Annotated in this window: 14 protein-coding genes and 1 tRNA gene; 4 read left to right on the top strand and 11 right to left on the bottom strand. The window is 64.0% G+C overall.

Annotated features, from left to right (window positions below; all coding sequences use genetic code 11):
- Positions 1-180 precede the first annotated feature (180 nt).
- Positions 181-543 carry a GNAT family N-acetyltransferase gene (locus tag RF638_RS04350; RefSeq protein WP_368841501.1) on the top strand — a complete coding sequence of 121 codons (363 nt, stop codon included), beginning with the start codon at positions 181-183 and terminating at the stop codon, positions 541-543.
- Complete coding sequence (locus RF638_RS04345) at positions 536-1,864, top strand: carboxylesterase family protein (protein ID WP_368841500.1); 1,329 nt, start codon at positions 536-538, stop codon at positions 1,862-1,864. The genes RF638_RS04350 and RF638_RS04345 overlap by 8 nt, the downstream gene beginning before the upstream one ends.
- A 42-nt stretch (positions 1,865-1,906) precedes the next feature.
- Here RF638_RS04345 and RF638_RS04340 read toward each other — a convergent pair whose 3' ends face one another.
- The 5 genes from RF638_RS04340 to RF638_RS04320 all read right to left on the bottom strand — a co-directional run bounded on the left by RF638_RS04340 (position 1,907) and on the right by RF638_RS04320 (position 5,143).
- The gene (locus RF638_RS04340) at positions 1,907-2,755 is read right to left on the bottom strand and encodes an SPFH domain-containing protein (protein WP_368841499.1); all 849 of its coding nucleotides are present in this window, start codon (positions 2,753-2,755) and stop codon (positions 1,907-1,909) included.
- A gap of 120 nt (positions 2,756-2,875) precedes the next feature.
- Positions 2,876-3,097 (bottom strand): helix-turn-helix transcriptional regulator, encoded by a 222-nt coding sequence (locus tag RF638_RS04335; protein WP_368631500.1) that lies wholly within the window; start codon positions 3,095-3,097, stop codon positions 2,876-2,878.
- Positions 3,097-3,534 (bottom strand): hypothetical protein, encoded by a 438-nt coding sequence (locus RF638_RS04330; protein WP_368841498.1) that lies wholly within the window; start codon positions 3,532-3,534, stop codon positions 3,097-3,099. Before RF638_RS04330 ends, RF638_RS04335 begins: the two co-directional genes overlap by 1 nt.
- Positions 3,535-3,617: 83 nt before the next feature.
- A complete protein-coding gene (locus RF638_RS04325; protein WP_095797499.1) occupies positions 3,618-4,193 on the bottom strand; it encodes a mismatch-specific DNA-glycosylase in 576 nt (191 codons plus the stop codon).
- A gap of 65 nt (positions 4,194-4,258) precedes the next feature.
- Positions 4,259-5,143: a DMT family transporter gene (locus tag RF638_RS04320; protein WP_368841497.1), complete on the bottom strand. Its 885-nt coding sequence runs from the start codon at positions 5,141-5,143 to the stop codon at positions 4,259-4,261.
- 156 nt (positions 5,144-5,299) lie between these two features.
- On the opposite strand from RF638_RS04320, the gene RF638_RS04315 reads away from it, so the two are divergent.
- Complete coding sequence (locus tag RF638_RS04315) at positions 5,300-5,950, top strand: STM3941 family protein (RefSeq protein WP_143469952.1); 651 nt, start codon at positions 5,300-5,302, stop codon at positions 5,948-5,950.
- Here RF638_RS04315 and RF638_RS04310 read toward each other — a convergent pair.
- The 6 genes from RF638_RS04310 to RF638_RS04285 all read right to left on the bottom strand — a co-directional run bounded on the left by RF638_RS04310 (position 5,941) and on the right by RF638_RS04285 (position 11,586).
- The gene (locus RF638_RS04310) at positions 5,941-6,756 is read right to left on the bottom strand and encodes a hypothetical protein (protein ID WP_095797501.1); all 816 of its coding nucleotides are present in this window, start codon (positions 6,754-6,756) and stop codon (positions 5,941-5,943) included. The two genes, RF638_RS04315 and RF638_RS04310, sit on opposite strands and share 10 nt — an antisense overlap.
- 229 nt (positions 6,757-6,985) lie before the next feature.
- Positions 6,986-7,807, bottom strand: a complete 822-nt coding sequence (locus RF638_RS04305; protein ID WP_095797502.1) for an alpha/beta fold hydrolase — start codon at positions 7,805-7,807, stop codon at positions 6,986-6,988.
- Between the two features lie 57 nt (positions 7,808-7,864).
- Positions 7,865-8,134 carry a DUF3072 domain-containing protein gene (locus tag RF638_RS04300; protein ID WP_095797503.1) on the bottom strand — a complete coding sequence of 90 codons (270 nt, stop codon included), beginning with the start codon at positions 8,132-8,134 and terminating at the stop codon, positions 7,865-7,867.
- Positions 8,135-8,306: 172 nt separating this feature from the next.
- The gene (gene selB / locus RF638_RS04295; protein WP_368841496.1) at positions 8,307-10,106 is read right to left on the bottom strand and encodes a selenocysteine-specific translation elongation factor; all 1,800 of its coding nucleotides are present in this window, start codon (positions 10,104-10,106) and stop codon (positions 8,307-8,309) included.
- A complete protein-coding gene (gene selA / locus RF638_RS04290; protein ID WP_368841495.1) occupies positions 10,106-11,413 on the bottom strand; it encodes an L-seryl-tRNA(Sec) selenium transferase in 1,308 nt (435 codons plus the stop codon). The genes selB and selA overlap by 1 nt, the downstream gene beginning before the upstream one ends.
- A gap of 78 nt (positions 11,414-11,491) precedes the next feature.
- Positions 11,492-11,586, bottom strand: a tRNA-Sec gene (locus RF638_RS04285).
- Positions 11,587-11,750: 164 nt separating this feature from the next.
- Between RF638_RS04285 and selD the strand changes: the two genes are divergently transcribed.
- Complete coding sequence (gene selD, locus RF638_RS04280; protein ID WP_368841494.1) at positions 11,751-12,767, top strand: selenide, water dikinase SelD; 1,017 nt, start codon at positions 11,751-11,753, stop codon at positions 12,765-12,767.
- Positions 12,768-12,810: the final 43 nt, after the last annotated feature.

Raw genomic sequence — 12,810 nt, 5'->3', positions numbered from 1 at the left:
GGCACGACGCCGCCGCGGTGACCTTGGGTGCCCAAGGTCACCGCGGCGGCGTCGTGGGTGTGCAATTCTCCAGGTGAGCGGTTCACAATGGTGACCATGGTGAGTTTGCCGACCGGTTATTTGTTGAGAGTAGGTCCGCCCAGCGTTTCGGCGTACCTGTATTTGCGTGAAGCCACGGGCATGAGCCCTAAAACGCATCAGCAAGCCCTCGCCGGTATCGACGGCGCGTGGGCGGCCGTGCACGTGATTCACGCACCCACCGGGGAGACGGTGGCCATGGGTCGTGTGATCGGGGACGGCGGCTGGTACTTCCACATCATTGACATGGCCGTACTTCCGGAACATCAACGCCAAGGGCTCGGGGACACGATCCTCACGTGGTTGCTGGACCGAATTCGCCAGGATGCTCCCCCGGACGCGTTCGTCAGTCTCATGGCGGACCCGCCCGGGCGCAGCCTCTACGAACGACACAGATTCAAGGACCGTTCACCGCGCAACGTGGGAATGAGCCGACTGCTCGAACGACAGGTGGACGATGACTGAGGCCGCAATGCACAACCAGCCGATCTGGCACGCCCCCGTGGGAACCGTGGCCGGCTGGCACGACGGCCCCGTGGATCGCGCTACCGGCATCCGCTATGCGCGCGCGGACAGGCTGGAGGCCCCCACCCCGGTGGGCGATGCGACCGAACCGATCCAGGCGACGTCGTGGTCCCCGGCCTGCCCTCAGGCACCCGTGCCGCTGCTGGACGACGCGGTGGGCAGCAGCATCGGCAAGCTTCCCGTGGACGAGGACTGCATGCGGCTCTCGATCACCGTTCCTGCGGGCACCGAACCCGACGCGAACCTACCCGTGATGGTGTGGATCCACGGGGGATCGTACGTGTCCGGCGCAGGTGACGCACCGTTCTACGACCCGAGCACGCTGGTGGCTGAGCAGAACGTGGTGGTCGTCAACGTGACCTACCGCCTGGGCCTGTTCGGGTACCTGGGTGACGGTCGAACCAGCCCCGCCAACCTGGGTCTGCTCGATCAGATCGAGGCGCTGAAGTGGGTGCACCGCAATATTTCGGCGTTCGGGGGCGACGCCGCAAACGTCACGTTATTCGGCCAGTCCGCCGGGGGCGACGCCGCCGCCCACCTCATGATTGCCGAGGGCACACGCGGGCTGTTCCGCCGGGCGATCGTGCAGAGCGCGCCGTTTGGTCTCATGAAGAGTCGCAGCAAGATGAACGCGGTCATGTCCCGCACCGTGAGTGGTTTGGCACCGGATGCGCATTGGGAACAGGTGACCGCGGCTCAATCGACAGTGGAGAGGGCTGCATCACGCTTTGGACTCAAGGGTCAGATGCCCTTCGGTGTGCAGTACGGCCACGCACCGCTGCCCGCTGAGAAGGATCTGGATGCAGCCTGGCGCCAGGTGGCTCCGCAGGTTGATGTTCTGGTGGGGTACACGACGCGCGAGGTCGCGCTATTCGCGGCTGCGGTCCCGGTGTTGTTGAAGCGACTCGAGAAACCCAAACGGGATCCCGCGCTGGAGCAGTTGGTGGTGAAGCCGCTGACCAAGCGGATCTACGGAACGGGTGCCAAGGCCTTCGCCTCGAGGCACGCAGCGGCGGGAGGCAAGGTGACGGGTTACGTGTTGTCGTACGGCAACGAGGAACACCCGTTGAACGCGGCCCATATTGCCGAGCTGCCGCTACTCTTTCCGTCGAGCGCATGGGAGGGGGCACCCAGTGCGCTGGGGTTGAGCCTCAACGACATGCAGGAACGCGGGCGGCTGCTGCGAACCCAGTGGGCGGAATTCGCTCGGGGTAATTCGGTGAACAGCCTGCCGGATATCGGGTTCCGGGTCATCGACTGAGTCGACTCACCGGTACTTGCCCTGGTGGTGGACGGCCTCTGCCTAGGACAACACCAACTTCGGCCCGGCTCCGTCGTGGCTGGGCCCCGGTAGCGGAGGCTGTGTCGGATACCGCTCCGCCGCGTGCCCCTCACGCTCCAGGAACTCGGTCAACTCGTTGATCGTGCTCATGAGTGGTGCGGGGAACACCACCGTTGAGTTCTTGTCGACGCCAAGTTCCACCAAGGTCTGCAGGTTGCGCAGTTGCAGGGCCAGCGGGTGTGCCATCATGACGTCCGAGGCCTCACCCAACGCGGCCGCGGCCCTTGCCTCGCCTTCGGCGTTGATGATCTTGGACCTCTTCTCCCGTTCCGCCTCTGCCTGCCGGGCCATCGCGCGCTTCATGCTCTCGGGCAGTTGGATGTCCTTGAGTTCGACCAGCGCTACTTCGACTCCCCACTCGACGGTTGCGCGATCGAGGATGATCTTGATGTCCAAATTGATCTGATCGGTTTCGGACAAGATGTCATCCAATGAATGCTGGCCAACCACCTTGCGCAGCGTGGTTTGGGCAATCTGATTGATGGCCGCACCGATGTTCTCAATGGCGATCACGGATTTGACCGGTTCAACGACCCGGAAATACGCCACCGCCGAAACATCCACGCTCACGTTGTCCCGGGTGATGATCCCCTGAGACTGGATCGGCATGGTCACGATGCGCGTGGACACTCTGTGGAGCACGTCGACGGCCGGAACGATGAGCCGAATCCCCGGCTCTCGCACTCCGTTCAGTCGTCCGAAGCGGAGGATGACACCTTTTTCGTACTGCTTGATGACTCGTATCGACATGATGGCGAGCAAGACCACAACCACCAGTAGAACGAGCAGGATGATGATGAGTGTGCTCATGACGGCACCCCTCTAGCACTAGACATGCCGGCGGTGCGACCGAGCGTTCTTTGTGGACGATCATCGCCGCCCTGTACCTTCAAGCGCACGCTCGCCCAGTCGCAGCGGAGTGGCTACCGGTCAGCTCTTTTCGGGTTCGGTTACGGGTGCGACCTGCGGTGTGAACAGGTCTTCGATGCGGCAGGCGAAGACCTCAGCGATTCGGAAAGCCAACGGGAGACTCGGGTCGAACCGGCCTCGCTCGATGGAGATCACCGTTTGCCGAGACACTCCCAATAGCTTGGCCAGGTGCGCCTGGGACCAGGAGCGTTCCCCGCGTTGCTCGGCAATGATGTTCTCCACTAGGAGTCACGCCTCTTGGCGGCCCAGAACCGTAACCCAAAACTGGCCATCGCCAGGGTGAGAAGCAATATCAGAACAGCGGTCCCGCTGACCTCGAGCCTGGTGACCGACAGCGCGAACAAAGCGATCCCGGCCGTGGTGATGATGTCGTGGAATGCACCCGAGGTGGCCTTGTCATACCAGCGGTGCTCGATGTTGTCCTCCGCGTGTGCATCTTCTTCCACGGTGTACTTGGAGACGAAAAGCACCCAGCCCAGGGCGAAGAACGTGCCGGCGGTGCATGCGGAAAAGATCACGAACCCGAGCAATCTGTTCTCGTCGTAGAACACCGAGGCAATGGCCCCCACGATGGACGCGAGCACGAGCGCCATGACGATACTCAGCACGTAGGCCGAGAGCGGGGCCTTTCCCGTGGTGCGGGTTGTTGTTGCCATCATGACTTCCTTGATATGGGCTTGTGCGGCCCTTCCGGCTATGTAAAGCGCGCTTGACTCAGTCAAGCAAGCTTTACCATTCGACGTCAAGGGTGTTTGACAATAATTCCAGCGGCCTTCGCGATCTCCCGGTAGGCCGCCGCTAAATCGTCAACACTTGCGTGGGCATTGAGACCGCTGGGGTTAGGCGCGACCCACAACTGCACACCGGGCCACGGGGAGTCCTGCTTTCCCAGTTGCGCCTTCGGGAGTTTGAAGGCCGAGCGGTAGGCGGTAATACCCAGAACAGCGACCACCTTGGGTTTTCGCTCGGCCGCGAGCCGATTCAACCGGTCCGCACCGGCCAGCAGTTCTTCTCGGGACAGCTCGTCTGCCCGTGCGGTGGCCCGCGGGCAGATGTTGCTGTTGCCGATACCTTTGCTCGTCAGTTCTGCCAGGTCCGATTCCGTGTAGCCGTCCCTCGCGTCGATGAGAGTGTCGGTGATGCCCGCTCGGTACAGAGCCGGATAGAAGCGGTTGCCGGGCCGCGCGAAGTGAGCGCCCGTAGCCGCCGTCCACAAACTCGGGTTGATCCCGACGAACAAGAGGCTTAACGGATCGGGTAGTAGGTCTGGCACCGTGCGATCGCGGAATGTCTCAAGTTCTGCACGCGAAAATCCCATGGAATCAGGCTATCCGTGTGGTGGCCATCCCCCTCAAATACATCCGGGGACCGGCACGGCCACTGTTACGACAGTTGAGCCGATCGCACGGCAGCGGCACTGGCCAGAATCACAAGCGCGATGCCCGCGATTTCCAGAACATCGAGTGCCTGACCCAGCGTGACCCACCCCACGAGCGCCGCAATCGCCGGTGCCAGACTCACCAGAATCGCGAACGTTTCCGCAGCAAGGAGCCGCAGCGATGCGAGCTCCAGGGCATAGGGTACCGCCGAGGACATCACGGCGATCAGCGCGCCGATCAGCAATACCCACGGGTCCAGGAGTTCGACGCCGCCGCTGGCCACTCCAAATGGCGCGGCCAGGAGCGCACCCACCACCATGGCGAGCGCGAGACCTTGTGTGCCGGGAAATTCCCGCCCGGCTTGGCGGGACATGAGGATGTACAGCGCCCACATGCACGCGGCCGCCAAGGCGAAGGCCACGCCCACCGGATCCAGTCCCTCGGTATTGGGGCCAACTCCGCTGAGCAGGAGCACTCCCGCCAGCGCGAGCCCCGCCCACAGCAGACCACTGAGCTTGCGGGACAACACCACCGACAACACCAGTGGCCCGAGCAGTTCAATGGTCACCGCAACACCAAGCGGCAAGCGGGCAATGGCCTGATAGATACACATGTTCATGGCGCCGAGACTCAACCCGAAGCCGAGGATCACCGGCAGGTTCTTGGCCGTGATCGCACGAACCGAAGGTCGGAACACGATCCACAACAGCACCGACGAAATGAGCAGGCGCAGAAAAACCGCGCCCTGCGCACCCACGCGATCGAAGATCTGATACGCAATGGCCGCACCGGTCTGGGTAACGAGCGCCGCCGCGACGACCAAGGCGACGCCAGCTGCGGAGGACCCCGGCGCCGTCGGCGAATGAGAACGAGACGAGCGATTGGTCACCACACCGAATGTACGCGGTTCCGAGCTTTGGTGGCACCGGTCGATAGCCTGAATAGTGGCTGACTGCATGACCCCCATCACACAACCAGGGCGAGGGTTAACGTGAACGATCAACGTGTCCTAGGGCAATTCGAAACACTCAAGAATTCCGGAACCGTGCAGCTTTCAACGAACCGCGGGAAATTGATTTTCCTGTTTCTGCTCACCCTGGTCTTCACGCTCTTCGGCCTGGGAATGATGTTCGCGTCCTATGGACAGGCCGCGACGGTAGCAGGGATGTTCGGGTCCGGATCCTTCTGGATCGGGCTCCTGGTGGTGGTGTTCTTCGGCATCTTAGGTATTCCGTCCCTGTTCTCCCAGATCGTTCAGAAGCGGCAACTGACTCTGGATAAACAGGGTTTCCGCTACGGGAAGCCCCATTCGGCGGGCACCGATCCCGAGCTCGAGATCCGCTGGGACGAGGTGGAAGGAATGGGGCTGGCGCGCGTGAGCCGTTCAACCATGGTCGCGATGAAGCTGACTTCCGAAGGCTACGAACGCTACGAATCTCAGCTGACGGGCTCTACACGCCAATTGGCCAAGGCCAATCAAAGGATGATGGGCGAGGGCATGATTGCCCTTCCGGCCACCATCGGTGGCGGGCCCAAGGAACTAGTGACTTTGCTGGGACTGGCGCACGGTCAGTACGGCCCTCCTGAAGTGCGCGAAGGGTATGCGCGTGCCCAGGCGGAGGCTCATGCAGATGCCGAGGCTGTTACTCATGATCCGCGAGCTGAACGACCCCGCACTGCCGACCCTCAGGAGTAAGCGGGTTCTCGATCCAGGCTGCGGCACTGACGAGCTGACCGGTAGAGCCGTCCACGACCTAGAGCCCAGATGATCAGAACAATCGCGGACAGAATGCCCGCCGCGATACCGACGAGCTGTGAGGCCGGCTCATCGGTGAGACGAGCCACGCTGATCCAGGCCAGTGCCCAGGCGATACCGGCGGCCACCGCGAACCGGGGGCCCAGGACGATCACGTAGACGGCGGACAGTACCACCGCAACGGTCATCACGGTCACGGCGATCCACTCATCTGATGGGCCTCCAGAACCCCAGCCTGATGCGGATCCGGCTGCCGCGATATTGGCGCACGTTGCCGCCGTGACCCAACCGAGGTACAAGCCAAAGGTGCCGTCCACGATGAGCTTACCGAGCGGCGTCGTCCCGGGATTTTCGCGCAGACGCTTGACCAGAATTCCCAACGTGATCGCGAGCGCCAGGATGACCAGGACGCTGACCCAGATCCAACCGACCTGGGTGACCAGCAACCACACCGCATTGAGGATCATGGTGATGCCGGCGAGCCACCCGATCCGGCGTTCGCGTGAGGTGGTGGCCACGCGAGGGAGCCACTGCCAGATGGTGTAGGCGAAGAGGCCGAGGTAAATCACGGACCAAATCGAGAACGCCGTGCCGAGCGGGGCAATAAGAGTGGCATCAGCGGAGAGCGCACCACCGGAGGACTCCGCAACCCGTGTACCGATCACCCCTGTTCCCACAAGCGTGCCGATGACACAGAAGATTTCAGCGGCAGTGACGAATAGGCGGCGGGCCAGATCGGTGTTCATGACTCTCCTCAGGTAGCGTCCCGCCACCGTATCTAAGAAACCATAAGACAACTGATTAACAGCCGCGTGTGACGTGCGCTAATACTCTCAGCCGGGTGTGACGCAGCGGTCGGAAGCTTTTGCGAGGCGCGCGTCAAAGGTCAGCACTTTGCATCCCAACGCCCCTGCGAGAACCACGTACATCGCGTCATGTGAGGAAATGTTGTGCCTAAAGCTGGCCTTCCGATCCCTACTTCCGCTCGGACAACAGGAACGTCCGCAGAGCATTGATGACTTCCTGCGGGCGGTCCGAATGCACCCAGTGGCTGGCTCCGCGCACCTTCAAGCGAATGGTGCTGGGGAAGAGCGCGCGCATGACGGGCTCGTCCTCGTCCTTGACGTAGTTGGACTTCTCGCCGGCGATCCAGAGCACCCGGCCGGGGAACTGGACCTGGTTGAGATCGGTCTCGATGTCCGGGAAGCCCATGATGGTTTCCAGCTCGGAGCGCAGCAGGGTGAGGTTGGGCTGCCAACGCAGGCCGTCGCCATCGTTCTTGAGATTCTGGAGCAGGAACCCGCGCACGCCGGCCTCGGGGATGGGGTCTTTGAGAGCGGCGTCCACGTCGGAGCGGCGCTCGGCGGATTCAATGTCCACGGCCGCGAGCGCGTCCAGGAGGTGGTGGAATTCGCTGCGACTCGAACCCGAACCCACGGGCGAAATGTCAATGATCACCAGCTTGCGCACCAACTCCGGATGACGCAGGGCAAGCACCATGGCCACTTTGCCACCCATCGAGTGACCGACCACGTCCACGGGGCCGTCCGCGGCGAAACTGCTCTCGAGATGCTCCGCCACCTGATCCGCGAGTTGCAGATAATCGAGTTCCTCGGTCCAGTCCGACTGGCCGTGGTTCGGCAGATCCACCAGCAGGCTGCGGAACTCGGGCTGCAGACCCTTGGCGATCATGCTGAAGTTCTTACCCCGGCCGAACAGGCCGTGGAGGAACACGACGCGGTGATCGCCGTCGCCGGTTTCGACGGAATGAACGGTGGTTGAGCTCGTATCAGTCACCCGACCAATCTACTGGTCACGCTGCCCCACCGCCCAAGTCGAACACGGCGGGACGAGTCAGGACCCGGAACCTCGCAATCGGTCGATGTGCTCCGAGGCCTCGGCCTTGGTGAGATTAGCGGGCAGCTCTTCACCCGCTCGCTTGGCCAGCGTGTCCAAGTAGGACTTCTGGGACTCGGTCATCGGGTCGTTACCGCTCACCCACTCTTCGGGGTCCTTTTCCAGGTTTGGGTTCTGCGCGTCACTTGTCGCACCGATGGTCTCGCCGGTGTCACCGCGCGCTCCGAGGGGTTCGCCGGCAATGTTCTCGTCAGGGTTCTGGGTCATGATTGCTCCTCAATCCTCTGCACTGTGGGTCCCATGAATTCTGGTGGGTTGGGCGACGTCGAAACACCACCGATAATCACCCGCCTTGCTATCCAGGTTAATCCCACCCGCCGACAGGCATAAGAGCTTTTTCGCTCAGGGCAGCAGCTCAAAGATGAGACCCTTTGCCCTGCTAACGGGCGATCTCGCGCTTGCTCCCGTCCAATCGCCGTGTCCAACCGCGCGCATCCAAATGCTCGAGCAGCGGGATGGCCACGCGCCGGGTGGTCCCCCAGGCCTGCCGCGCCTGGCTCGTGGTAAAGGGTTGCTCCAGCCGTGCCAGCTCGCGCATGGCCAGTGCCGGAGCGTTCGGTAGCACGACGACGCCGCCCTCCAACCTCAGCAGCCGTCCGGCCCGTTCCGCCGCGGCCAGCTCACGCGGACCCAGCCCGAGATCGTCCAGTTCGTAGGCCTCGGGTGCCGCAAAGGGGTTCTTGGTCAGTTGCGCCTCGACGGTGGTGAGTGACTTTTTTGCGGCACCCAACCCGGCGGCGCGGCCGGGAACGGTGATGGAGCCGTCTCGTTCTTCGAGCTGTGCCTGTTTGATGATCGCGCTCAATAGCTCCGGTCCGGGCAGCGAGAGTTCACCGATCGCGGCACCCCGAGTCAGACCCGGACTCAGCGGATCACGCTCGTGTAACCGTTCTACGGCAGTCCTCAGCTGACCCGCCCAGGAGATCAACACGGGTCGGTGAATCCACCACTGACCCGCTCGCAGAATGTTTGCGTCTGCGGGCGGCTCGGCCGTGTCCGTGGCTACCAGTCCCAGCTGGTGCAGCCTTGCCACTCGGACGGCACCGCGGCGCTTCGTTTCGGCGACAGCATCGCCCGTGTCCGGAAGGCCGGCCAGCCATGCGGCCTGCCGTGCACTGTCCCCGCGCCGGGTGAGTCCGGCCGGATCCACGTCCAGGACCCGTGCACCGCCTAAGAGCACACGGGCTTCTGGATAGCGCATGACCAGCCGGTCCCCCGGGATCAGCGCCAACTCTCGGGATAGTTGCACGCGCGCGTGATCGTCGTCGAAGGGTCGCAAGCGTGCCGGTACCGAGGAGGAACCCGCGTGGACCATGATCTCCGCCGGCGCGTCCTCGAACGAGATCCCGGACATCCGGCGGACATCCAGTTCATCCGTGGTGGGCCATGCGTTCGGCGCCAGGAGCGCGTCGCCGCGGTGAATGTCCTCCGCAGAGATACCGCGCAGGTTGATGGCCACGCGATTGGTGGGGCCGATGCTCTCGACCGAGGAATTGTGGCTCTGTAACGACCGCACGGTCACGGAGCGGCCTCTGCCCTGGCCGAGCAACAAGAGCCGGTCCCCCACGCGAACCGTTCCGCTGGTCAGCGTGCCCGTCACCACGGTCCCAGCTCCGGACACCGAGAACGCACGGTCGACCCACAGCCTCAATCGATCCGCCGGGTCCGGCAGAGGTAGCCCGTCCAGCAGGCTGTCCAACGCCGAGCGGAACTCGCCCAGACCCGTCCCGTTCTGGGCGGATACGGCCACCACGGGGGCATCGCGCAGACCGGTTCCCGCGAGTTCACCCCTGACCTGCTCGGTCACCGCCTCGACTCGTTCCGGTGCCCGGTCCGTCTTGGTCAGCACGATCAGCCCGCGCTCGATCCCCAGCGCTGCCAACGCATCCCGATGGTCGCTGGATTGGGCCTGCCAGCCCTCGTCCGCGGCCACCACGAAACACACCACCGGTGCGGGCCCGAGCCCAGCCAACATATTGCCGAGGAATCGTTCATGTCCGGGGACGTCCACGAACGCCACGTTCTTCCCGGACGCCAGATCCGCCCACGCGAAGCCCAGATCGATGGTGAGACCGCGCCGTTTCTCCTCGGCCCAGCGGTCCGGTTCCATGCCGGTCAGGGCGCGCACCAGCGTGGATTTTCCGTGGTCCACGTGGCCCGCAGTTGCGACTACGTACATCAGCCCAGCGCCCCCAACGCGGCGTGAGCCGCGGCGGCGACCCGGGCGTCGTCGTCCTCGGGAATGCAGCGCAGGTCGATCAGGCACGCGCCGTCGTGGACGCGCGGCAGCACGGCGGGCTGGCCCAGCCGTAAGAACGACGCCGCTCGCTCCGGCAGGCGCACGGCCCACCCTGGCAGCGGCACGCCGGGTGCTCCCCCGCCGCCCACGCGGCCATCGTGGGAAACCACGGGCATCCCGAGGTCGTCGCCGAGTTCCTCGGCTCGCGCGCGCAATCGCTCGGGGTCCGCGTGAAGTGCCTGCTGCACCGGAGTGTCGCCGGAGACCAACGTGGCTTCGAGGGCTGCGAGCATTAATTTATCGGCGCGTACCGCGCGGGCCAGTGGGTGCTTGGCGAGCTTCTGGATCGTATCCGTGCGACCCAGGAGAATTCCTGCCTGGGTGCCGCCGAGCAGTTTGTCTCCGCTGGCGATGACGACATCCGCGCCGGCCTCGAGCGCTTCGGACAGGCTGGGTTCATCCGGAAGGATCGGGTCCGGTATGAGCAGCCCGCTGCCCACGTCCATGATCAGGGGTAGGTCGTGCTCATCCGCGAGCGCGCGCAACTCTCGCAGCGGGACGTCCGAGGTGAAGCCGCTGACCCTGAAGTTACTGGGATGGACCTTCAACAGCGCCGCGGTCTGGGGACTCACTGCGTCCGCGTAGTCGGCCAGATGAGTGCGATTGGTGGTGCCGACCTCCCGCAGTCGGGCGCCCGTGGATTCCATGAGATCCGGCAATCGGAAACCCGCACCGATCTCCACAAGTTCCCCGCGGCTCACGATGATCTCGCGGTCTGCGGCCAAGGCGGTGGTGGCCAGCACGAGGGCAGCGGCACCATTGTTGACCACTAACGCGTCCTCCGCGGTGGGACACGCGGCGAGAAGTGCCTCGCGCGTGGCCAGCCCTCGTTTGGACCGTTGACCCGTGGCCAGATCCAGCTCGACGTCCACATACCCACTCGCATCCAACAACGCCTCACGAGCTGCCTGCGACAGCGGTGCCCTACCGAGGTTCGTGTGGATGACCACGCCGGTCGCGTTCAGCACTGAAGTCAGGGAGGTGGCTCGCCGTTCGGCAAGGTCCGTGATCACCGTGTCCTGCACGTCTTCCGGTGCTATCTCCGACCGGCGGGCCCGATCCTGCGCCCGCGTAACGACAGTGCGAATCACCTGATCGCTCAGCCTGGCTCGAGCGGCTTGAACTGCCGGGAGCGCCAGAAGTTGGTCCGTGCGGGGAATCCGTGAACGGGGGTCTGCACCGGTCACTGTGACTCCTTGTGCGATTGGGGTGCGTGGGGTGTGCGGCCACCGCCCCGGGTCAGGCCGAGGAGCGACGGCCTAAGTTGGCGGAAGCGGACGGGAATCGAACCCGCCAAACCGAGATGCTCGGTTTCACCGGTTTTGAAGACCGGGGTGCCCACCAGGACACAGACGCCTCCGTGTCGAACTTATCACCGGAAAGGATGCAGACCAGTTACAGCGGCAGCCAGCCATTTCATCATGCCGTACTGCTGAGTAGGCCCCGAAAATCTGTCAGAACCCGTCACGGAATGGCGCGCGGGCGAGAACCACTCCCGCTGGGCCCGGCTCCTACACTGAAGACATGGCCTCATCACAGTCCTCGTCCACCGATCTTCGACTCACCGGGTACGCTCACGGCGGCGGTTGCGCGTGCAAGATCCCGCCCGGAGAGCTTGAGCAGGCCGTCCGTGGCCTCACCGGCCAGACGGCACCCAACGTTCTGGTCGGCCTGGACGACGGCGACGACGCCGCTGCGGTCCTCGTCCGTGACGACCTCGCGATCCTGTCCACGGCCGACTTCTTCACCCCCGTGGTCGACAGCGCCTACGACTGGGGCCGGATCGCCGCTGCCAACGCGCTCTCCGACGTCTATGCGATGGGCGGTCACCCGGTGGTCGCGATTAATCTGGTCGGCTGGCCCCGCGACCTGCTCCCCATGGATCTGATGTCCGAGGTGTTGCAGGGCGGACTGAATATCGCTTCCGAAGCGGGATGCCCGGTGATCGGCGGTCACTCGATTGATGATCCCGAACCCAAGTACGGTATGGCCGTGACCGGCACAGCCGACCCCACCAAATTGCTCCGCAATGACGCGGCCGAGGCGGGGCTGCCCATTACGCTCACCAAACCGTTGGGCGTGGGCCTGCTCAACAACCGCCACAAGCAGACCGGCGAGGTCTTCGAGGAAGCCATCGCCACCATGACCCAGCTCAATCGGGATGCTTCGCAGGCGGCTGTGGCGGCGGGCCTGAAGGCGGCCACGGATGTCACCGGTTTCGGGCTGCTCGGTCACCTGTACAAAATGGCCCGCGCGTCCGGAGTGGGGGCGGTGATCGACCGCAGCGCGGTGCCCATGGTTTCCGGTGCGGCAGAAGCACTGCGGGACGGCTTCGTCTCAGGGGGAACTCGTCGCAATCTGGACTGGGTCCGCCCGCACCTGACCGCTGACTCCGGCATCTCCGAAGATGACCTGTTATTCCTCGCGGATGCCCAAACCTCGGGCGGGCTCCTCGTGATCGGAGAACTGCCCGGTTATCCCGTGATCGGTGAGACCGTGGCTCTCCCCCAACGCGACGAAGAGCTGGTTCGAGTCCGCTGAGCGCAGTGGTCCACCGGCCGCAGTCCATCCGACGCTGAGTTCA

Origin of the sequence: Kocuria sp. CPCC 205235 (assembly GCF_040980905.1) — a bacterium.
GTDB lineage: Bacteria > Actinomycetota > Actinomycetes > Actinomycetales > Micrococcaceae > Kocuria > Kocuria carniphila.
This window is presented reverse-complemented; position numbering and strand designations above follow the sequence as displayed.

Coding starts and splice junctions, on each gene's coding strand:
- RF638_RS04300 (WP_095797503.1), bottom strand. CDS start 8,134: ATGACCCAGAACCCTGACGAGAACATTGCCGGCGAACCCCTCGGAGCG.
- RF638_RS04350 (WP_368841501.1), top strand. CDS start 181: ATGAGCCCTAAAACGCATCAGCAAGCCCTCGCCGGTATCGACGGCGCG.
- RF638_RS04345 (WP_368841500.1), top strand. CDS start 536: ATGACTGAGGCCGCAATGCACAACCAGCCGATCTGGCACGCCCCCGTG.
- selD (WP_368841494.1), top strand. CDS start 11,751: ATGGCCTCATCACAGTCCTCGTCCACCGATCTTCGACTCACCGGGTAC.
- RF638_RS04310 (WP_095797501.1), bottom strand. CDS start 6,756: ATGAACACCGATCTGGCCCGCCGCCTATTCGTCACTGCCGCTGAAATC.
- selB (WP_368841496.1), bottom strand. CDS start 10,106: ATGTACGTAGTCGCAACTGCGGGCCACGTGGACCACGGAAAATCCACG.
- RF638_RS04325 (WP_095797499.1), bottom strand. CDS start 4,193: ATGGGATTTTCGCGTGCAGAACTTGAGACATTCCGCGATCGCACGGTG.
- RF638_RS04330 (WP_368841498.1), bottom strand. CDS start 3,534: ATGATGGCAACAACAACCCGCACCACGGGAAAGGCCCCGCTCTCGGCC.
- RF638_RS04340 (WP_368841499.1), bottom strand. CDS start 2,755: ATGAGCACACTCATCATCATCCTGCTCGTTCTACTGGTGGTTGTGGTC.